12 protein-coding genes are annotated in these 23387 nt (G+C 54.2%); 10 read left to right on the top strand and 2 right to left on the bottom strand.

Going from position 1 to position 23387, the window contains the following annotated elements:
* Nucleotides 1–169: 169 nt before the first annotated feature.
* The 10 genes from BQ8005_RS13100 to BQ8005_RS13055 all read left to right on the top strand — a co-directional run bounded on the left by BQ8005_RS13100 (nt 170) and on the right by BQ8005_RS13055 (nt 20525).
* A complete protein-coding gene (locus tag BQ8005_RS13100) occupies nt 170–1600 on the top strand; it encodes a TolC family protein (protein WP_234984092.1) in 1431 nt (476 codons plus the stop codon).
* Nucleotides 1601–1654: 54 nt separating this feature from the next.
* Nucleotides 1655–2902, top strand: coding sequence for an efflux RND transporter periplasmic adaptor subunit (locus tag BQ8005_RS13095; RefSeq protein ID WP_075318371.1), 1248 nt, complete (start codon nt 1655–1657; stop codon nt 2900–2902).
* A gap of 71 nt (nt 2903–2973) precedes the next feature.
* Nucleotides 2974–5370 (top strand): FtsX-like permease family protein, encoded by a 2397-nt coding sequence (locus BQ8005_RS13090; protein WP_075318370.1) that lies wholly within the window; start codon nt 2974–2976, stop codon nt 5368–5370.
* A gap of 29 nt (nt 5371–5399) precedes the next feature.
* Nucleotides 5400–7673 carry an ABC transporter permease gene (locus BQ8005_RS13085; protein ID WP_075318369.1) on the top strand — a complete coding sequence of 758 codons (2274 nt, stop codon included), beginning with the start codon at nt 5400–5402 and terminating at the stop codon, nt 7671–7673.
* Nucleotides 7674–7691: 18 nt separating this feature from the next.
* Nucleotides 7692–10073, top strand: coding sequence for an ABC transporter permease (locus BQ8005_RS13080; protein ID WP_075318368.1), 2382 nt, complete (start codon nt 7692–7694; stop codon nt 10071–10073).
* 18 nt (nt 10074–10091) lie between these two features.
* Entirely contained in the window at nt 10092–12392 is a 2301-nt protein-coding gene (locus BQ8005_RS13075; protein ID WP_075318367.1) for an FtsX-like permease family protein, read from the top strand.
* 23 nt (nt 12393–12415) lie between these two features.
* Complete coding sequence (locus tag BQ8005_RS13070) at nt 12416–14782, top strand: ABC transporter permease (protein WP_075318366.1); 2367 nt, start codon at nt 12416–12418, stop codon at nt 14780–14782.
* A gap of 189 nt (nt 14783–14971) precedes the next feature.
* On the top strand, nt 14972–17341 hold the full coding sequence (locus BQ8005_RS13065) for an ABC transporter permease (RefSeq protein ID WP_075318365.1): 2370 nt from the start codon (nt 14972–14974) through the stop codon (nt 17339–17341).
* A gap of 15 nt (nt 17342–17356) precedes the next feature.
* Complete coding sequence (locus BQ8005_RS13060; RefSeq protein WP_075318364.1) at nt 17357–19750, top strand: ABC transporter permease; 2394 nt, start codon at nt 17357–17359, stop codon at nt 19748–19750.
* A 100-nt stretch (nt 19751–19850) separates the two neighbouring features.
* The gene (locus BQ8005_RS13055; protein ID WP_021846859.1) at nt 19851–20525 is read left to right on the top strand and encodes an ABC transporter ATP-binding protein; all 675 of its coding nucleotides are present in this window, start codon (nt 19851–19853) and stop codon (nt 20523–20525) included.
* An 86-nt stretch (nt 20526–20611) separates the two neighbouring features.
* Here BQ8005_RS13055 and BQ8005_RS13050 read toward each other — a convergent pair whose 3' ends face one another.
* Together BQ8005_RS13050 and BQ8005_RS13045 are read right to left on the bottom strand one after the other, a co-directional pair.
* Complete coding sequence (locus BQ8005_RS13050) at nt 20612–22015, bottom strand: alkaline phosphatase (RefSeq protein ID WP_075318363.1); 1404 nt, start codon at nt 22013–22015, stop codon at nt 20612–20614.
* Between the two features lie 145 nt (nt 22016–22160).
* Nucleotides 22161–23363 (bottom strand): acetate kinase, encoded by a 1203-nt coding sequence (locus tag BQ8005_RS13045; protein WP_075318362.1) that lies wholly within the window; start codon nt 23361–23363, stop codon nt 22161–22163.
* Nucleotides 23364–23387 lie beyond the last annotated feature (24 nt).

Here is a 23387-nt window from a genome sequence, read left to right as displayed (position 1 = left end):
TTCCGCACTATTTTTGTGCGATAGTGCACGTAAGCCCCCACAGAATATTTCGCTTAATTACTGGTCAACAGCCAGTTAACCATTTGGCACGGATTTTGATATCTATTTATAAAATAATGAAAAAACTATGTTCAAACGTATCCTTTTACTGATAGCGGCCACTTGCGGCATGGGGACAGTCCTCCACGCCCAGGAGGCCCTGGAACTGACCCTGCAACAGACTATCCACCATGCGCAGGAAAAGTCGCCCGATGCACAGAGTGCCCGCCACAGCTTCCGTTCCTCCTACTGGAACTATCGCTACTACCGAGCCAACTACCTGCCCAACCTGACGCTGACGTCCAACCCCTACCTGGATCGCGCCATCAACAAGGTGACAATGGGCGACGGCAGTGTGAAGTTTGTGGAACAGAATCTGCTCGCCACCGACCTCACCCTGAGCCTGACGCAAAATGTACCCTGGACAGGCGGTACCTTCTTCGTGGAGACCTCGGCCCAACGCATCGACCTCTTCAGCGACGATAGTCACTCTTACCAGACATCACCCGTCAACATCGGCTATCGTCAGTCACTCTTCGGCTACAACTCGCTGAAGTGGGACCGCCGCATTGAGCCCGTACGCTACCGCGAGGCGCGCAAACGTTACGTCGAAACGCTAGAACTGGTGGCGGCTGCTGCCACACAGAAGTTCTTCGCCCTGGCTACGGCACAGAGCAACTACGAGATAGCCAGCACCAACTACGCCAATGCCGACACGCTGTATATGTATGCGCGCGGCCGTTACGACATCGGTACCATCAGCGAGAATGAGATGCTGCAACTCGAGATCAACAAGCTTACCGAGGAGACCAACCGCATGAACGCCCGCATCGAAGTAGACAACGCCATGCAGGAACTCCGTTCGTACCTGGGCATCCAGCAGGACGTGGAACTGAAGGTCCGCATCGAGGACTTTGTGCCCGATCTTCAAATCGACCTCAACGAGGCGCTACTGCTGGCCGCCCAGAATAGCCCCGACATCGAGAACATGCAGCGCCGCAAGTTGGAAAGTGAAAGCGCCGTGTCCCAGGCTCGTGCCAACGCCGGCCTGAAAGCCGACATCTACCTGCGCTTCGGCCTGACGCAGACTGCCGACCGCTGGAAGAACGCCTGGCGCAACCCCATGGACCAGCAATACGTCAGCCTAGGCATCTCGCTGCCTATCCTCGACTGGGGACGTGGCAAGGGCCAGGTACGCGTAGCCAAGAGCAACCGCGACCTGGTACATACGCAAGTGGAACAGGACAAGACTGATTTCGACCTGAACATCCGCAAACTGGTGAAGCAATTCAATCTGCAAGCCCAACGCGTACACATTGCCGCTCGTACAGACGCTACCGCACAGCGCCGTGCCGACGTAGCCCGCCGCCTCTACCTGCTGGGACAGTCCACCATCCTCGACCTCAATGCTTCCATTACCGAAAAAGATTCTGCCCGCCGCAATTATGTGACAGCCCTCTACGACTATTGGAGCCTGTACTACACCCTGCGCAGCCTTACGCTCTACGACTTTGGGCAGGACCGGCCGTTGGAGGAAGATTTGGAACGACTTATCAAATAAATTCTCACTACAAAATAGTATCCCATTATCAATTTTCAATTATCAATTAATAAAATGGATATCAAACTCGAAAAGAAACCCTGGTACATCCGTTACCGTTACTATCTGGCAGGCGGAGTGGTATTTGCCGCCTTCCTGATTTATGTCATCATTCTCTCGGCCGGACCGCGCAAACTGCGTATCGACCCCGAGAGCCTGCAAATGGCTGAAGTAAAGAACGACAAATTCATGGAATATGTCGACGTCGAAGGACTCGTGCAGCCCATCCTCACCATCAAGGTCAACGCCCGTGAGGCAGGTAGTGTGAGCCGCATTGTGGGCGAAGAAGGCAACATGATGAAGAAAGGCGATACCATCCTCGTGCTGGAAAACCTCGACCTGCTGCGCACCATCGAAGACCAGCGCGACGAGTGGGAGAAACAGCTCATCACCTACCGCGAAAAGGAAATCGAAATGGAACAACAAAGCCTCACCCTACAGCAGCAAGCCCTGCAAACTGACTACGAACTGGAGAAGCTGCGCAAGAGTTTTGAACTGGAGAAAGAAGAGTTTCGCATGGGTATCAAGAGCAAGGCTCAGCTCCAAGTCTCCGAAGACGAGTACCGCTACAAGGAAAAGACAGCCCGCCTGCAACGCCAGAGCCTGCGCCACGATTCGGCTGTCTCCATCATCCGCCGCGACCTGCTGCTGAACGACCGCGACCGTGAACAGAAGAAGTACGAACGTTCGCGTCAACGCCTGAACGACCTGGTAGTATGCGCCCCCATCAGCGGGCAGCTCAGCTTCGTCAGCGTGACGCCTGGCCAGCAGGTACAGTCCGGCGAAAGCATCGGCGAAATCAAGGTACTCGACCAGTTCAAGGTACATACCTCGCTCAGCGAATACTACATCGACCGTATCACCACCGGCCTGCCCGCAACCATCCTCTACCAAGGCAAGCGCTATCCGCTGAAGATCACCAAGGTAGTGCCCGAAGTGAAGGACCGCATGTTCGACGTCGATCTCGTCTTCACCGCCGACATGCCCGACAACGTCCGCGTGGGCAAAAGCTTCCGTGTGCAGATCGAACTGGGGCAGCCCGAAGACGCCCTCGTCATTCCCCGCGGCAATTTCTACCAGGCTACGGGTGGGCAGTGGATCTACAAGCTGAACAAGGACAAGACGCGTGCCGTGCGCGTGCCTCTCACCATCGGCCGACAGAACCCACAACAGTACGAAGTTACCGACGGCCTCCAGCCTGGCGACTGGGTAATTACAACCGGATACGATAACTTTGGCGATGCCGAGGAGCTGGTGTTGTAAACGGGACATACCTTTTCGATTTTGATACTTTTCAGAAAAAGGACTATAAGAAGAATATCGCAGAATAGAATATGATACTACATTACGTTACACTTGCCATCAGAAACCTGCTGAAATACAGAACACAGAACATCATTTCCATCATCGGGCTGGCCGTGGGCCTGTTCAGCTTCTGCGTCTGCCTGTATTGCAGCCGTTTCATACAGTCTACCAACCATTGTTTCGACAATTACAAGCGGATTGTACTGGTTAGTTTGTATGATAGCGAACAGAACCATTATTTCTCCGGCACACCCGCACCGCTCTGCGAGGACATGCACGGCTGGGCAAAGGGGGTAGAGGCCCTTTCGTTTGTCACCTATCCCCGCCAAATGCCCTTCGACATCGAGGTAAGGCCCGGCAAGACCTTGCCCTACGAGCTGAAGCGGATGGAGACGGATAGTCTCTATGCCCGCATCTTTACGCCCCGCATCGTGGCTGGAAGCTGGCAGACGGCCAGCCATACGCCCAATGCGCTGGTGATGAGCCGTTCGACGGCCGTCCGCATCTTCGGCAGCGAGGCCGAAGCCATCGGAAAGACATGTGTCATGACCCGCCGGCTGCCCACCTCGCCATCGACCACTCCCCATAACGGAGGCATCACCTATACCGTGCAGGCCGTTATGGAAGACACGCCGCTCAACAATTCCCTCCACTTCATGGAAACGATGGATATGCTGGTGCTGAACGACAGCGAAGGTCTGCTGCAAAGCAACAGACGCCACGAGATGACGGGAGGCAACACCTTTGCCCTGCTGGCACCCGATGCCGACATCCGTCAGTTAGAAGAGCAGTTCATGCAGCGCGGCTACAGCTGGCAGCTGTACGACAGGGACTATGAAGCACAAGTATTTCCCATCGGACGCTTTCCCTACGAGCACAGGCAGCTGTCCGTCACCAGCTGGATTACAGGCACCATGGGACTGCTCATCCTGCTGGTGGGTCTGCTCAACTTCTTCCATTTCCTGATCGGTTCCTACTTCAACCGCACGAAAGAGTTCAGCGTGATGAAGGTGAACGGATGCAGCGGCGGACAGCTCTTCACCCTGCTCTTCGTACAGTCTTTGCTGGTGGTACTGGCAGCCTCGTTGCTGATGCTGTGGGGCATCGAAGTGACCGACGGGCGGCTGGACTATTCCGTCGAATTCATGTCGATGACGTTCAGCAAGTCGCTGCTCATGCGCCATGCCGCCCAATACATCGGGTTGCTGGTACTGCTTTGCGCAGGTATCTGCCTGGTGGCCACACTGCGCATCCGCCACATATCGGCACAGGACGGACTCAATGGCGGCCGGCGCAGGCGTCAGAGCCATCGGGGGCGCAACTTTATGCTGGGGGTACAGTTCTTTCTCTGCTGGCTGTTTGTCGCCCTGTCCGCAGCCCTCTACCTGCAGTCCGAGAAAACAAGCGGCACCCTGCTGCATACCCTCTCCATGCAGGAGAAGGCTTCCATCCTCAGCATCCCGCTGGATTACTCCTGCCTGAACAATGCGGAAAAGCAAAGCCTGGTCGGCCGTTTCAAAAGTCTGGCTGCTGTGGAAGATGCCCTGCTGGCAGACGTCAGTTACCTGGGAGGTTCATCGGGCAACCTGATGATGACCGAGAAAGGCAACGACAACTCATGGATAGAAGTTGAGGTGATGCGTGTCCCCGCCAATTTCTTCACCTTCATGAATATCCCGCTGGAGCAGGGACGCGCTCCGAAGACGGAAGCCGACATCGTGGCCGACCGTACCTGGCAGCAACGGATGGAGAAAGACATACTGGGAATGCCTCTTTACGACTCGCAACACGACTATAGCGTATGCGGCATCTGTGCGCCTTTCCAGACCGACACCTATTCGAAGAGCATCGGTTACGTCTTCCTCCCTTACAATCCGTCCGACTACATCGGGCACTGCTATCTGAAGTGTCACAGTGGCCAGGTACAGGAAGTCAAGGCCCGGGTGGAGCAACTGCTCCGTGAGGCTTTGCCCGAAAGCGTGCCTGTACGGGTAGGCACGTTGCTCGACGACATCCACGACCGTCAGCCGCTGGAATACACGATGAAGAACATCGTGCTCTTCTTTGCCGTGGTCAGCATCCTCATCACGCTGCTGGGTGTCTATTCGAGCATCACGCTCGACACCGAACGCCGGCAGAAGGAGGTAGCCATCCGCAAGGTGAACGGAGCGGGGGTACCGCAGATCATGCTGCTCTTCGCCCGCCTGTACATCGTGCTGCTGGCCGTCAGTGCCCTGCTGGCCTTCCCGCTGGTCGGGTTCCTGTTGCAGCAATGGAAGCGGATGTACATCGTGTTCTTCGACTGCGGTTTCTTCTACTGGACCGGCGTCTTTGTTCTGGTGGCAGCTGTTACGGCGCTGACGGTTATCTTCCGCATCCTGCGTACGGCGCGACAGAATCCGGCGGAGGTGATAAAGAGAGAATGATAAACACAGAATAAATAATGATACAAAGAATGATACTACATTACCTGAAAGTGGCTGCCCGCAGCCTGATGAAGTACAAGATGCAGAGCCTGATATCGGCTCTCTGCCTGGCTGCCGGCATTGTATGCTTCAGCTATACCTATCAGTTTGTGGAGACGGTAGCCCCCACCGACCACCGTCCCCACTACGACCGCCGGTTGAATCTTTCGTTGGCAAACAACTGGGCGTTTTCCATCAACCAGATTACCCGTATGGAGGAAGAACTCCGGCATGCGGGTGTAGAAGCTGTGACAGCCTATTCCAAAGGATTGAGTACCCGGGAAGTGGTATTCTTCGACCCGGAAGGGCAGGAGCGTCCTTTCTTGGTCCGTTATCGCAATGCCGACGCCTATTACTATACCTACAACGGCATTTCGGTAACGGGGGCAACGAATGAATTCGGACCTACGGACGTCGTGCTGTCCGAAGCCTTTGCCCGGAAAGCTTTTGGTAACACCGATCCGACAGGCATGACCTTGCGCGTCGTCAACGACCAGTCGGGCCAATTGTTCAAGGTGGCAGGTGTGGCCACGGGGAAAGATCCGAATACGGTTCCCGACTGCTACTTTCCTGTAACGAAACCGTCAGACAACCATATCCTGTACGCCAGTTGCTACCGGCCCGAAAAGATGGACCTGAACAGCTTCCGGTCCTTATTGGAAAAGATTGCCTGGCCCGATTCGCAAGGCAAACCGATAAAGTTTCAGGTCGAGTCGGAAAGTAGCCAGCACGGACAGACCCTGCTTGCCAAGCTGTTGTTTCTGCTGGTTGTCTCCCTCATTCTGGTGTCTGGACTGATCAACTTCCTGAAGTTCACCATCCAGATGTTCTTCAACCGCCAGCGCGAACTGGCCTTGCGCAAGTGCCTGGGTTCCGATACCAAAGGCCTGTATGGCCTGCTTGCGTCGGAAGTCATCCTGATGATGACGGCCGCCCTGCTTCTCTCGTTCCTGCTGACGGAATGGACATTCGGCCTGGCATACAGCCTTCTGCCCATGGACGAAGTTCCCGATATCCGTTTGCAGGATGTCTATCTGACCCAACTGAAGGTTTACCTGGTCGTCGTGGCGGTCTGCCTGCTCATTGTCAGCTTCCCGCTGCGCAAGCTGCGTCAGATATCCCTGTATGCCTTCCTCCAGCAGAGCCGCAAAAGGCACACGTTCCGCAATGCGATGATCGGTCTGCAACTGGTCATCTCCATGTTCTTTGCAGGTGGTGTCGCACTGACCTGGCTCGCATCGAACGAATTGCTGTTCGACAAGATGTATAATCCCCTGCCCGAAGGAGAGCAGGAACGGATTGTGGTGCTTCCCCTGAAGACCCAATACCTGGAAAACAACATACAACCTATTCTGACAGAGGTACGCAAGATGCCCGAAGTGAAAGACATCATCAGTTATTGCATTTCCAACCCGATCAATTTCCACGTTTATACCGAATACGAACGCAAGGACAAGAGCGTGGCCCATATCGTCATGTCCAGTGGCAGTCCCCGTTACTTCCGTTTCTTCCATATACCGATGCAGGGGAAGGTAGTCCCCGATGATGCTTCAGGCGAGGTTTATGTAAGCGAAGCCTTCAAGCAGCTGCTGGATGCCGACGGCAATACAGGAACAGTCCGCCTGGATAACAGGGATTATCGGATAGCAGGCGTTTACAAGGCATTGTTCAATGAGGTGGAAGACCCCCAATATATGGGTTCTGTTTTCATGCCCAGTACCGATGCACAACTCTATTATATAAAGGTAACCGAAGCGACCGACCTGCCTGTCTTTCTGAAACGGCTGGACGACCTCTGCCGCGAATTTGTACCGTCCACCTTGCCGATTGACCTGATGACGTTGGATGAGTCCGACGAAGGTCTTAATATCATCAAGACCATGCGCGTGGCCATGTCGGTACTGGCAGTTGTCAGCCTGTTGTTAGTGGTACTCAGCATTTTCTCCGCCATCTCCATGGACACGGTAGCCCGCCTGAAGGAAGTGGCCATCCGCAAAATCAACGGAGCCACTCCGAGAAACATTGCCTGGATGTTCGGCAAGGTTTACATCCTGCTGTTTGCCTTCACTTTCCTGCTGGTCTATCCGCTGCTTTTCCTCTCCATGAAAACGCTGCTGCAGAGTTACACCATAGACTGTATTTATCGTTGGGAATGGCCGTTGCTGATGTTCATTTCGGTAGGCAGTCTGGTAGTCGTTACCTTAGGAATGAAAATTTGGCAAGTCATGAGACTCAATCCGGCGGAAGTGATAAAGAGAGAATGATAATTAAAAAACAAAGATATGATATTACACTACCTGAAAATCGCCTGGCGCAACCTGCTGAAATACCGCACGCAGAGCGTCGTCAGCATCCTGGGACTGGCTGTGGGCCTGGCCTGCTTTGCCCTTTCGGCCTTCTGGGTGCACTACGAGATGACTTATGACAGTTTTCACCGCGATGCCGACCGTCTGTATCTGGTCGGGGTGAACGATGAAAGTTTCGGAGGCTCCTCCGCAAGCTACACCCCTCAAGCGTTGGGCCGTTACCTGAAAGAACACTATTCGGAGATTGAGGACTACTGCCTGTTCGAGATGGGGACATTCTTTGTTGTAAAAGACAACCGGATGCTGGAGCTTCCTATGCTCAAGCCCGACACTACTGCCCTGCGTATGCTGGATATCCGGACGCTGGACGGTGACGAGAGTTTCCTCCGCTCCGCCAGTGAGGCAGACAGCCGTATCGCCATTACTGAGAAAACCGCACGCCTGCTGTTCGGCACGACGGATGTCATCGGCCAGACCGTGACCAACCCCAACTGGAACAAGGAATACACCATCGGTTCCGTAGTGAGCGACTGGGGAGCGCACACCAATTTCCCCTACGCCTTCCTGGGCAGCGGAAGCGGCCGGACTGGTTGGGACGACTACACCTACCGGACGCTTGTCAAGGTGAAGCCAGGTACGGATGTTTCCCGTCTGTTGGAGAAGATGAATGCCCACTTCCCCGAAGAGCTGACCAAAAGCAAGTACCGAGCAACTACAGGACTCACCCGTTTCTATCTGGAACCGCTGACGGGTCTTCGTGCCACGGAGGGCTTTATCCTCAAAAACAATCAGACGGTGCAGTTCCGTTACATCACCTGGTTTGCCGCCGTGGGGGTACTCATCATCGTCTGTGCCTTCCTCAATTACCTGACCATCTACGCCGACCGCTTCCGTACGCGTCGCAGGGAAATGGCTTTGCGGCAGATCTGCGGAGCAGGCCTGCGTTCGCTGGTGGCCCTGCTCTGCACCGACTTTCTGCTCACCGTGCTGGCCTCGCTGGTGGTGGGCATGGTGTTGGTGGAATTGCTGATGCCGGCTTTCCTGCGCTATTCTCTCATTCAGGACGCCGATTTCTCGGTCTATCGTTCGGCGCTGCTCTACATCACGTGCGTCTCGGCAGTCATGATGGCCGTTGTCGTCCTGTCGGTATGGCTGTTCCAGAAGCGGTCGTTGCACGGAAACATCCATACGGGTAACGCCCTCTCGGGCACGGTCTGGCGCAAGGGGAGTGTCGTCCTACAGCTGACGGTCTGCCTGGCCTTCATCTTCTGTACGGTGGCCATGCAGATGCAGCTTCACCATTTGCGTAGTGTGGATACAGGGCTGGACTATCGCGGACGGGCGGCCATGAGCATCTGGATGGGCGTGGACATGAACGTGTGGGCCGAGAAAATCAAGGCTCTGCCTATGGTAACGGAAGTGGTACGCCCGGCCTATTGGCCGCTGTTGGGCGAGGGGGCTTATTCGTCGTACCAGATAGATGGATGCACGGGCATGGAAGGCCGGCTGGAGCAACCTTTGACTTTCGACGAAGTGCTGGCCGGTGAAGAGTTCTTCCGCTTCTACGACATGCAGCTGCTGGCCGGTGAATGGGTATCGGCCAAGTCGGAGTACCGGCAGGTGAACATCATGGAGAGTACGGCCCGCCGCATGGGTTGGAGTCCCGAAGAGGCAGTGGGCAAGCAGCTGTTCTTCGTCAACCGCAAAGTGGAGCCGATGACCGTCATCGGCGTGCTGAAGGACTGTGCCTACAAGTCGCCCACCGCCGAACTGCCCAACACGGTATTTGTCAACACTGACCGGATGGAGTGGATGCATGCCCGTTGTTTCGTCCTCTTCAAATACCGTCCGGGTACGTGGGACGAATGCCGCCGTCGCATCGAGGAGATGCAGCGTGCCGAACTGCCTGACCGCAAGCTCTTCCTTTATAGCGAGGAAGAATGTTACAACAACTATCTGAAGTCGGAAGACGCCCTGTCGTCGCTGCTCGGGTTCTCGTCGATGGTGTGCATCCTCATCTCCATCTTCGGCATCTACTCGCTGGTGACGCTGGCCTGCGAACGGCGCCGCAAGGAGATTGCCATCCGCAAGGTGAACGGCGCCACGGTGAGGGACATCCTCGCTCTGTTCTTCCGCGAATATGCCCTGCTGTTGGTCGTTTCCTCACTGATCGCTTTCCCCGCCGCCTGGTGGGCGATGAAGCGCTGGATAGAGAATTATAACCGTCAAGTGGAAATCGGCGTACTACCGTTTCTGCTTATCTTTGCCGGCATTGCCGCCTGTGTGGCTGCCAGCATCGGTCATCGCATCTGGAAGACGGCGAACGAGAATCCGGCTGAAGTGATAAAGAGTGAATAATAAGAAAGATAGATAAATATGATACTACATTACCTGAAAATCGCCTGGCGCAACCTGCTGAAGTACCGCATGCAGACCGCCGTCAATGTGGTGGGGATAGCCGTTGGCTTTGCCTGCTTCGCCTTTGCCAACCTGTGGATGCGCTACGAAGCATCGTTCGACAGCCGTTACGAAGCGGCCGACCGCATGTATTTGGTTTACACCGAGCAGCCTATCAAAGCCGGAGGTCTCTCACCCAATGTGCCTTATCCTACCTCCACGCTGTTGAAGCAGGAGTTTCCCGAAGTGGAGGCAGCCTGTGCCTTCACCCGTTATCCGAATTGGGAATTGGGCTTGGAGGGACAGCCTGCGCTGGAACTTCCCAGCATGCAGTTGGACTCCTGCTTCATGGATCTTTTCGACATCCGTATCTTGGCAGGTACCCCCGATTTCCTTTATACGGACGGCCAGGTAGCCCTGACGGAACGGACGGCGCGGCGCTTGTTCGGCACAACGGATGTGCTGGGCCGCACGGTTGTGTATAACGACCAGAAAGCTACCGTCTCCGCCGTCGTCAGCGACCTGCCGCACAGCAATTTCTCGTTCGGCTTTATCTGCGAAGGGGATTACTTCCGTAAGTGGCAGGACGTGTGGTACAACGCAGGCTTTGAGGTGGTGGTACGCCTTGCTCCGGGTGTATCACCCCAGGCACTGGAAGAAAAGTTCCGTGCTTATGCCGAGCAGACAGACGACCGTTACCGCAAGATTACCGGTCGCCTGCGCCTGATGCCTCTTTCCGAAGTCCGTCAGGCTCCGTTCAACGAGGAACGGCTTGTCAGTTTCTCCTACCTCGTGCTGTTTGCTGCGGCGGGTGGGCTGGTCATCCTCTGTTCGCTGTTCAACCACCTAGCCCTGTTCCTCTCACGCATGGACATCCGCCGTCGCGAGCTGGCCTTGCGGCGCACATGCGGTTCTTCCGGCAGGGGGCTCTTCGCGATGCTCACCACCGAATATTCCCTGCTTGTCCTGCTTTCGGGCTTCCTGGGCTTTATGCTGGTCGAGCTGTTACAACCATCCTTCCAGCGGCTTTCGGGCGTGGAAGGCAACGTGTATGGCGAGTCGTTGCTCTATTTCCTGATGGTGCTGGCGCTTTCTCTGGTATTGTTGCTGCCTTTCGTTTTCCGCTATTCTTCCCTACGCCCTGATCGCAGCCGATCGGGCCGCCGTCTCAAGGCGATGGTGGGCCTGCAGCTCTTCATCAGTCTGCTAGCCATCTTCTGTACGGTGGCGCTGATGAAACAGTTGAACTATCTGCAACACACCGACCTGGGCTGGGAACGCCGCAACATCGCCGCCTTTACCTTCCTCTATCCCGACAATGCGAAAGATGAGATTGTGGACCGTGTCCGCCAGATGCCTTTTGTCAGTCGGGTACTTACGGACTATACAGGCCTTTTGCCCGAAGGAGCTGTGGCCGCCACTTCCATCGACTGGGAAGGAAAACCAGAAGGCCTTGAAATTAAAAACATGCGCATGGCCTGTATGGACGATACACTGGCCTCTTTCTATGGCATCCGCTTAGCGGCAGGCAAATTTATCCGACCTAATAGCGGCAGGGGAGAGATTATGCTGAACGAATCGGCTGTGCGGGTGATGGGAGTAGCCAATCCGGTGGGAATGACCGTTACTTATCGCGACAAACGGCAAGCCACAGTAACCGGTGTAGTACGCGATTTACATATCACTGCTCCTACCATTCCTATACAACCGACGCTTTATGTATGTCAAACTGAATGGATTGCCCATGACGATATTCTGTTGAAGTACCACGAAGGAGCCTGGCCCGAACTTCGTCATCGCGTAGACAGCCTCTTTGCCAAGGACTATCCCGAAGTGCATTACCGGCTGGTGAACGTCATGGACGAGTATAATGCCTATCTCAAGGCCGAACACCTGCTGATGCGTTTGCTGGCCTTTGTCTCCACCGTCTGCATCCTGGTATCTGCTTTCGGCATCTTCTCCATGATAACTCTGAGCTGCGAACGCCGCCGCAAGGAGGTGGCCATCCGCAAGGTGAACGGGGCACGGGTGGGGGACATCCTCGGCCTCTTTGCCCGCGAATACCTGTTGCTGCTCGCCGCAACTGCCGTAGTAGCCTTCCCCGTGGGCTATGTGCTGATGAAACGCTGGCTGGAGAGTTATGTGGAGCAGACGCCCCTCAGCTGGTGGCTCTATGCCGTCATCTTCCTCGGCATGGCGCTGCTGGTAGCCCTCTGCATCGGCTGGCGCGTGTGGCGGGCGGCTAACGAGAATCCAGCGGAAGTTGTGAAAAGAGAATAATACCTGCTAAATAAAAAAAGAATATGATGCTGCACTATTTGAAAATAGCCTGGCGCAACTTGCTGAAATACCGCATGCAGACCGCCGTCAGTGTTTTGGGATTGGCAGCCGGATTCGTCTGTTTTGCGCTGTCGGCCTTCTGGATACACTACGAGATGACATACGACAGCTTCCGCCGCGATGCCGACCGCCTCTATGTGGCCAGGGTGAACGACGGCTACAAGGCCGGAAAGATGACCGAAAGGCTTCCGGTACCGATGGCCGCCTACCTGACGGAGCATTATCCCGAAGTGGAGTCTGCCGCCTATTTCAGGATTACAAGCGAAAGGGTTGAGGTGGACGGAGTGGAACGGAAAGTCAACGTGTCATCGGCAGACAGTGCCTGGATACAGCTGCTCGATGCGCAGCTGGTGGACGGCAGCTTCAACTTCATGCAGAGACATTCCGACGAGGTAGCCATTACCGAAGAAGCTGCCCGGCAGTGGTTTGGCAAGGAAAGTCCGCTGGGCAAAGAGGTGGACATGAAGTCGGACGGAAAGAAAAAGATAGGAGCAGTCGTCAGGGTGAACTGCCGCCACACGAACTATCCCTTCTCGCTGATGCAGGAATTGAGCAGCGGAAGAAACAACTGGTGGTATCACCTGTGGACCATCGTGCTGAAACTGAAGGAAGGTACGGACGTCGTCGGGTTACAGGACAAGATGACCGCCTCCCTGCCGCATGAACTGATTCACCCGACCGAGACGCGCCACACCGGAATTGAGCGCCTGTCTCTGACCTCGCTGACAGAATTGCGCTACACCAAAGACTTCCGCGACAGCCGCAAGGGAGGCATCACCTTCCGCTACATTGTCTATTTCTCGCTGGTGGGGGTGCTGGTCATCGTATGTGCCCTGATCAATTACCTTACCATGTTTGTCAACCGCATGCAGGTGCGCCAACGCGAGATGGCGCTCCGTCTGGTGCATGGCGCGTCGCTCCGTTCGCTGGTGCGGATGCTGGGAATGGAATTCCTGATGCTGATGCTTTCCGCCCTGTTCGTGGGCATGATTCTGATGGAACTGCTGTTTACCGCCTTCATCCGACTGGCAGAGATAGACGTCACCCGCACGATGCTCTATGGCGAGGCAATGGCTTTCCTGGGCCTGATGATGCTGGTGCTGCTGGTGGTGGCCCTGGGATTCATCTACCGCATGCAGCAACAAGCCCTCAGCCGTTCGGCCGGCGCGGTCGGCCACCATCGCCTGCGCTCTGCCTTGCGCCGGGGCAGCCTGGTGTTCCAGCTGTTTGTGTGCATGCTGTTCGTCACGGGCACGCTGCTGATGAACCGTCAGTTGGATTACCTCCGTCAATACGACCTGGGTATGGAGTTGGAGAACCGGGCCTATTTTGCCCTTGAGACAGCGGCCGACACTTATCCCTTCGAAGCGAAGCTGAAAAGCCTGCCGCTGATTACGGAAGTGCTTCCTACGGCCTATCATCCCCTGGTTTCCATAGGTCCGCAAGCCATCGGACAGATACTCAGCTGGGAAGGGGCGGAACATCAACCGGACGCGCCGCTGCCCGTCAACCTCTATCTAGGTGGAGACGACTTCTTCCGCTTCTACGGACTTACCCCGCTGGCCGGTGAGTGCACGCTGCAATCCTATCAGGACATCGTGCTCAACGAGTCGCTGGTACGCCGCATGGGCTATACGCCGGAAGAAGCCATCGGGAAACACATCCGCACGACCAACATGGTAGCCGACAAAACGATTACGGGAGTCGTGAAAGATTTTCAATACGTTCCGCCTACGGAGCCGATGCCTGCCACCGGTTTCATCTTCGGCGAAGAAGTGGGCATCATGGAACGTTTTACCGGTATTCTCTTCAAATATAAGGAAGGAACATGGGACGAGTGCCGCGCCCTCATTGAAGACCTGTGCCGCACGGAGGCACCCGGAAAAGCAATGCAGCTCTACAACGAAGAAGAGTCGTACAACGAGTTCCTGCATTCGGAGCGGATGCTTTCCCGTCTGCTGACGTTCGCATCCCTGGTGTGCGGGCTGGTGGCCGTCTTCGGCATCTACTCCCTCATCACCCTCACCTGCGAACAGCGCCGCAAGGAGATAACCGTCCGCAAGGTGAACGGTGCTACGGCAAAAGATGTGCTCTCCATGTTCTGCCGTGAATACCTGGCCATTCTGGGCGTGGCGGCTCTGCTGGCCTTCCCGGTTGTCTATGCCGTCGTGAAACGCTGGATGGAGACCTACACCCGTCAAGTGGAAATGGGCGTGCTGCCCTTCCTCTCCGTATTTCTGCTGATGGCCGTCGTGGTCATGGCAAGCATCGGACGAAGCGTGTGGCGGGCGGCGAACGAGAATCCGGCGGAAGTGGTGAAAAGAGAATAACTGCATGCCTGACAACAACACGCTTCGTGGCACCAGTACAACCCGTTTAAACCGGCAGTTTACTCCGTTTAAACTGATAGTTTAGTCCGTTTAAACTGGCAGTTTAAAGCCATTAAACTGACAGTTTATTCCGGATAAACAAAAATAAACTGATTAACGACTGAATAACAACATATTACAATAACGACTATGATACTGAACGTAACACTGAAAATGATTCTCAGGAGCTGGTGGCGGAACAAGGTGTTCTTCCTCGTCTCCGTGGCCAGTCTGGCCTTGGGGTTGGCATGTACCAACCTGCTGATGACGTATTTCGTACATGAACACGGGCTGGAGGGACGCAACCCCGACCGCGACCGCATCGTCTTCCTGCGGCAGGACGACCCGATGACCGAAGGAAAACGGGTAGCCTTTGCTGCTGCCGAAATCCCGCCGCGACTGAAAAACAGTTATGCCGAAGTAGAAGACATCCTGCGGTTGGGCAAACTGGATTTGCTCTACTGCAAAGTGAATGAACAAAAGGTGGAAGGTGATTTCATGATGCTGTCAGCCGATACGACGTTGACCCGCTTTTTCGATTACCATGCGGCAGAAGGTAATCTGGAGCAAGCACTCCGCGAACCGGGCAAGATGGCCCTAAGCGCGGCATGCGCCCGCAGCCTTTTCGGAGGAAAGCAAGCCGTAGGAAAACAGGTAGAGGTACACATGCGTTTTGGCGAGACCCGCACGTATGAAGTGGCGGCTGTACTCAAGGAACGAGGTCAGTCGCTCATGCGCTTCGACATGCTGATTGCTCATGACCCCGACTTCTTCTGGGGAGGACTTACCCTGCTGAAGCTTTCGAAAGGAACAAGCGCCGCCCGCCTGGCCGACAAGATAAACGCCGACAAGGTGCCCACCATGCTGCCCGACCAGACGAAGTATTATCTCGACCCGCTGGAAGCCGTCTGCTTCACCACCCCCGACGACGCTTCGCAGCAAGTTCTCGACTATATCAGCCAGACACCCGTGCAGACGCTCTACATCAGCCTGCTGGCAGCGGTGCTGATACTGGTCATCGCCTGCTGCAACTACACCAACATGAGCCTCTCGCGCCTGCTGCAACAGCTCCGCATGATCCACGTGGAGAAGCTGATGGGCAGCACGCTGCGCAACATCCGCCTGCAACTTTTCGGCGACGCCTTCCTGACGGTGGTGCTGGCGTTCCTCCTCTCCATCCTGCTGGTGAACGACTGCCTGGCGGTGTTCAACGGCCTGCTGGGCTCGCGGCTGACGATGGGCTTCTTCTTCAGCAGCCAGATGCTGCCCTGGCTGTTGGTGTTCATCCTGGTGATGTCTGTCATACCAGCCTGGTACATCAGCAGCCGCCTGTCGCGCCTGTCGTTCAGCCAGTATCGTACACTCTACGGCGGACGGCGCAAGCAGCGCTTCGTGGCCGTGCTGGTGACGGTTCAGTTTGCCATCTCCATCGGCCTGCTGCTGGCCACCCTCGTGGCGCGCAACCAGATGTCTCTGACCGAACGGCAGGCCTCGCGCTACGAAAACTGTATCGAGATAGGGGATGCGTTTGGCGCCCCACTGGCACCCTTCAAAGCCGAGTTGGAAAAACGGGTCAGGAATATTGAGTCTATGACCCTTTCGAAATCATCCATATTGAATGCCTGGATACGCCAGTTGAGTATTCAGACCGCCGGTGGCGAAGAAGTACGCACAAACCTGCTGACATTGGAAGGCGATTCGACCTTGCTTGGTACCATACGTATCGAACAGTTGAGTGGTGACCGGCCGGACCGTCTGCTGGATCGGCAAGCCCGCCCGATACTGGTAAACGAAAGTTTTGTCCGTTTGCTGATACCTGCGGGTACAGAGTTTATCGGTCATTCGTTGCGTGAATTTGATGCGGAGGCGTCTGATAGCTTAGCGGTGATAGCTGGCGTGGTACGTGACTTTCCTGTAAATTCGTTGGAAGAATCTGTTACGCCGCTTATTATCAAACTGCTTTCAACAAATGATTTACAAAAAGGATTTTATGTACAAATCCGCCTGCGCCCCGAGAACCGTGCGGAAACGTTGCAACAGATTGAAGCCGTGTGGAACGAGCTTCATCCCGGCCAGCCCTTCCAATACACGGACATGCACCAGGTGTTCATGGAGCGCAACGCGAAGGTGCTTTCGCTGTCGAGCATCCTGACGTTCTACGCCCTCATCGGCCTGCTGCTGACGGGTTTCGGCCTGTTCGGCATCGCCTGGTATGCCACCCGCCAGCGGATACGCGAAATCAGCATCCGCAAGGTGCACGGCGCTACGCGCGGACAGATTATCTGGCTGCTCAACAAGCCCTTCTGCCTCTACGCCGCAGTGGCCTACGTGCTGGCCATGCCTGTCGCCTGGTGGCTGATGCAGCGCTGGCTGGAGCAGTTTGCCTACCGTGCCCCGCTTTCGGCCGGCATCTTTGTGTGGCCGCTGGTTGTCGTATGGGGCGTGTCGGCCCTCATCGTCTGCCTGCAAGGCTGGATGCTGAGCCGGGTGAAGCCGGTGGAAGCAATGAAGAATGAATAAATAAACAATGAATATATGAAAGCATTACTCTTATCCATCCGTACCATCCTGCGCTTCAGGACCTACACCGCCATCAATGTGCTGGGACTGGCCCTGAGCCTGGGTTGTGTCTTTGTGCTGGTGCGCTACATCCACCAGGAGCGCACCGTCAATCATTTTGTATCCGAAGTCGACCGGACTTTCCTGACAGCCGTTTTCAAGGAAGGAGAACCGAGAGGGTCGCTGGGCGAGAGCGGGGACCGGAACAACGACCCCAACTACCGCAATCCGCTGGATCATCCGGCAGTGGAGGCGTTCAGCCGGTTTATGATGTTTGACGATGACTTTGTGACGAAGGACGACTATCGTTATGCGGTAAACACCATGGTGGTGGACAGCCTGTTCTTCGACCTGATACCTTACGGCTGCAAGGAAGGCAGCCTGCAACTGAAGCCCGACGAAGCCCTGCTGACGCCACAGGCCGCCCTGCGGATATTCGGGACCGAGCATGCGGTGGGCAAGGAGCTGGTCACGTCGTCGGGTAAGCCCGTCCGTGTGGCAGGTATCCTGAAGGAGCCGTCCACGAAGTCCTCTTTCCAGTTCGATGTCGTCTTGTCCGTGTACCTGATGAAGGACTGGAGTCGGGTGGCCTACGAAGTGGTACGCCTGCACCGCCCGGAGGACGGGGACGAGATAAACCGGGCCAACCGCACGCCCATGCAACTGATATGCTATGGACAACAGGCCGTCTATTACCAGCTCGTCCCGCTCAAGGACTTCTACCTGAGCAGACAGGTATCTGCTTATGCCGACTCGGTAACCCAGGGCCGTTCGGACGTGCTCCGACTGCTCGGACTGGTGGCGGGACTGATTCTGCTGGTAGGCCTGCTCAACTACATGAACCTCTATTCGGTGGTGATGCTGAAGCGAGGACGCGAACTGGGCATGAAGAAGGTACTGGGAGCCGGCAAGGGGCAAATCTTCCTCCAGCTCTATGCGGAGAATGTCTGCCTGAACGCGGCGGTCGTCTTTCTGGCCTGGCTGCTGGTAGAGGTGACACGGCGGTTGGTGGACGCGTGGTTCGACATTCCCGTACAGGGTGACCTGCGCTTCGACCTGCTGCTGTCCGCGGCTGTGCTGTTCCTGCTGCCGCTTTTCACCATGCTGCCGCCTTACTGGCGCTATGCGCATGCCGCCCCTATGCGTTCGCTCAGCCAGGTGGGGGTAGGAGGCAAGGCGACCCGCTCGCGCACGGTGTTCCTCTTCCTGCAATACGTCATCGCCTTCTGCCTGACGGTGGCCGCCATCTACCTGAGCCGCCACTTGCAGTTCCTGCTGCATACGGACGTGGGCTACCGCACGGAGGACATCATTCAGTGCCCGTTCTGGAAAGAGAACCCGGCAGCCTCAAACAACTGGGAAATCAGACAGCAGGAGATGAAGAAGAAGAATGCTGCCTTTGCCCTGCTGGAAAAACGCATCGGGGAGTCACCCTTGTTTACGGGAATGACTTATGGCATCCCGCCCTACGATCTGCAACCGGATACCCGCTTCCGCACGGACGACGGTCAGGAGGTGGAGGCCTGCTACCTCTGGGCCTCGCGCGAATACATGGACTTCTTCGGCTTCCGGCTGCTGGAAGGCCGGAGATGGAACGAGAACGAGGACGAATATGCCTGCAAGCTGATAGCTAACCGGGCTTTCCTCCAGGCCTTGCACATCCGGGACTGGCGGACGGAGAAGGTCACGCCAAACCAACGCTTCTGGTACCGTTCGGGTGACGACTGGAACAAGGTACCCTCCTACTACATCATAGGTGTGGTGGACGACTTCCGCACCGGCCACTTGTCGGGCGGAAACCAGCCGGTAGTCTTCATCTATCAGAACGGCTGGCGCGACTTCACGTTCCTCTCCATCGCCCCCGGCAAGCGGAAGGAAGCTATCGCTTTCCTCAGCGACCTTTACCAGGAGGCTGTGGGTAGGGGCGACTTTGAGTATTCGTTCATCACGGACGAGATAGCCCGCCTGCACGAGGATGACCGGAAGGTGACGCGCATCGTCATCACCTTTGCCTTGATAGCCATCGTCATCGCCTGTCTGGGACTGTTCGGTCTGTCGCTCTACGACATCCGCCAGCGCTACCGCGAGATAGCCCTTCGCAAGGTGCATGGTGCACAGGTGGCCGACATTTGCCGCCTGCTGCTGCGCAAGTACTTCGTCTTGCTGGGAGCCGCTTTCGTAGCAGGTGCCGCTGTTGCCTACGTCGCCATCCACCGCTATATGGAGGACTTCCCCCATCATGCCCCGCTCTCGCTGTGGATTTTCCTCGTGGCAGGCCTGACAGTGGCCGTCATCGCCCTGCTCACCGTGCTGTGGCAGATACGCCGGGCGTCGCAGGTCAATCCGGCAGAGGTGATGAAAAGAGAATAAGAAAAATAAAGAACACTGAAAAACTGAATTTTATAAATTAACCAGTATATTTAATCCGTCTTTCTCCATCAAATGGGAAAGATACAAAAACTTTAAGATTATGATCAAGACAGTAAATTTGCAGAAAGTATTCCGTACGGAAGAAGTACAGACATTGGCCTTGAACAATGTGAACATCGAAGTGAACGAAGGAGAATTTGTAGCCATCATGGGACCGTCAGGTTGCGGCAAGTCCACCCTGCTCAACATTCTGGGGCTGCTGGACAACCCCACGGAGGGAGAATATTACCTGAACGGCACGGAAGTGTCGAAATATACCGAAGCCCAGCGTACCAGCCTACGCAAGGGTGTCATCGGCTTCGTATTTCAGAGCTTCAACCTGATTGACGAGCTGAACGTGTATGAGAACATCGAACTGCCACTACTCTACATGGGCGTGCCTGCCAGCGAACGCAAGCAACGCATCGAGCAGGCAATGGAGCGCATGGCCATCAGCCACCGTGCCAAGCACTTCCCGCAGCAGCTCTCCGGCGGTCAGCAGCAGCGTGTGGCCATTGCCCGTGCCGTAGTGGCCAACCCGAAACTAATCCTAGCGGATGAGCCTACCGGTAACCTCGATTCGAAGAACGGCAAGGAAGTGATGGACCTGCTGAAGGAGCTGAACAAGGAGGGTACTACCATCGTCATGGTGACGCACTCGCAGCACGATGCCGGCTTTGCCGACCGCATCATCAACCTGTTCGACGGGCAGGTAGTGGCCGAGGCAAATCTGTAACAACAAAAAAACACTGCATGTTTCCCTGTCTGATTTCTCTTTCAGGGACATGCAGTGTTACATGAAACAAACATATAATTATTATGCTATTTGTATCTTCCAGCCTTGGCTATGCGTTTGGGAATATCCGTATTATCCATCTTACCCATAAATAATTGAGATCCGGCTCCTATGGCATAAACAGGAACATACTCTGCCGTATGACTTCCACTGGTCCATCCCAAATGAGCGATCTGACTCATTACTTTTTTGGCTGCTGCAGCCAAGGGTTCGGTCTTGGAATAAAGACTTTCCTCAAAAACGACCTTATTCTTTACAAACGAATTTTCGAACTCGTCACGCAACAGTCTTTCTTGCTCCCAAGTCAGTTCCAGATCTTTCCAAAAGCCCATACGCTCCGTCAACAAAGCCTTCATTTCTTCCCATGTCACCTTGTTGCCTTTAGCTTTGCGCAAATCGGTCATGGCACGCGACAATAAATCAACAGACTGTTTCTGATAATCCAACGCTTTCAGGTTCAGTGTGTATGTACCGGTACCCATACCCAAGCCACCAGTTTCATGATCAGCAGATACGACAATCAGGGTTTCCTTCGGATGTTTCTGATAGAATTCGTATGCCACACGAATTGCATTGTCCATGTCGATCACTTCCTTCACGACTGTAGCTGGATCGTTGCTGTGGCAAGCCCAGTCTATCTTTCCGCCTTCCAACATCAGGAAAAATCCCTTGTTATTATCCTTAGTCAGAAAATCTATCGCATTTTTCGTAATATCCGCCAAAGCCAAATCACCATCTTTACGGTCAATGGCATAAGGCAGACAATCCGCTGAAGCTCCTTCGGCTTGAAGGAGTATCATTTTTTTAGCAGAAGCAACTTTTTCTTCATACTCTTTCAATCCACGTGCAATGGTATAACCGGCCTCTTCCATGATAGGATAAATAGAAGGAGCTTCCTGCTTGTCATAAGTCGTCGCAGGCTTCAAGAAACCAGCACCGGCAAAAAAATCGAAACCGCTCTTAGGCAATTCCAAAGCAATCTCATAATACATGTTACGATCGGGCTGATGTGCATAAAAAGCTGCCGGCGTAGCATGGTCTACACTAACCGTGGTGACAACACCAACCTTCTTTCCACTCTTTTTAGCCTTATAAGCCACACTTTCCAGAGGTTCTTTATCAACGCCTACACCGATGGCACCGTTATAGGTCTTCGAGCCTGTAGCCAACGCAGTACCGCCTGCCGAAGAGTCTGTTACCGAATTACTAGCAGAGTAAGATGTAGCAATACCGGCAGCTGGAAACGAGCCGAACAAAAGCTTCTGAGTACCGATACGTCCATTTTCCATTTCAGCCTGAAACATTTCAGTGGTATTCACCTGATTCACTCCCATACCGTCACCGATAAAGAAGAATACATACTTGGCCTGCTGGGCATGCGTCATACTTGCCACCAGGACAAACAGTAACAAATAAGTCAATCTCTTCATAATGATACTATATTTTAATGGATATTACTTTTTTTGACTGGACAAAGATACGAAATCTCCTCCGTCAGAAAATGAAGATTATGTTAAAAAAAAGAGGATGCATCCATCAGGATACATCCTCTCTAACACGATTAGTAAAATCGATTTATGCTTCTTTGTTCAAAATAGCCATGGTGTCAGAAGCAATCATCAGTTCTTCGTCAGTAGGAATTACAACTACCTTAACTTTCGAATCGTCGGTCGAAATAACCGCTTCCTCACCACGTACTTTATTCTTTTCAGCATCCAGCTTCACACCCATATATTCCAAACCAGAGCAAGCACCCCAACGAGCTGAAGCCTGATTTTCGCCTACGCCACCTGTAAAGACAATGACATCAACACCACCCAAAGCAGCAGCATAAGCACCAATGTATTTCTTAATGCGATAGAAGTACATATTTTCTGCCAGAATAGCTTTCGGATCACCTGCAGCTACGGCATTCTCCAAGTCACGCATATCGCTCGACTTGCCAAAGATACCCATCACACCACTCTTCTTGTTGAGCAGGTTAGATACACCGGCAGCATCCAGATGTTCTTTTTCCATAATGAATGTTACAGCACCACCATCGATGTCACCACTACGTGTACCCATCATCAAGCCTTCCAACGGAGTAAGTCCCATACTGGTATCTACACACTTACCATCCTTGATTGCCGAGATAGATCCACCATTACCGATGTGGCAAGTGATGATTTTTGTGCCTTCGGGCTGAATACCCAGGAACTCGCATACACGTTTTGACACATAACGGTGAGAAGTTCCGTGAAAGCCATAACGACGTACACCATACTTCTCATAAAGTTCGTAAGGAATGGCATACATGTAAGCATAATCAGGCATCGTCTGATGGAAAGCCGTATCGAATACACCGATCTGAGGTACGTTCGGCAGAATTGCATCGATCGCATGAACACCTTTCAGATTTGCCGGATTGTGCAGCGGAGCCAAATCATTGCAAGCAGTAAAGGCATCGAGCACTTCTTGGGTCAGCAGAACAGACTTGCTGAACTTCTCACCGCCATGTACCATACGATGGCCAACAGCACTGATTTCATCCAACGACTTGATAGCACCATACTCAGGCGAGATGAGAGTATTCAGAATGAACTCTACACCTACCGTATGTTCTGGAATATCTTTTTCCAGAATTTTCTTTTCACCATTCGGTAAAGTCAACTTCAGAAATGAACCAGGCAGACCGATTTTCTCAATACCACCCTGTGCAATGACAGCTTTATGGTCCATATCGAACAATTTATATTTGATAGACGAACTACCGCAGTTGAGAACTAAAACTTTCATAATCTTACTTTCTATTTAAGGTTA

It is taken from the genome of Bacteroides togonis (assembly GCF_900130135.1).
In the GTDB taxonomy this organism is placed as follows: domain Bacteria; phylum Bacteroidota; class Bacteroidia; order Bacteroidales; family Bacteroidaceae; genus Bacteroides; species Bacteroides pullorum.
Note: the sequence above shows the minus strand (reverse complement) of the source record. Positions and strands in the feature narration are given on the sequence as shown.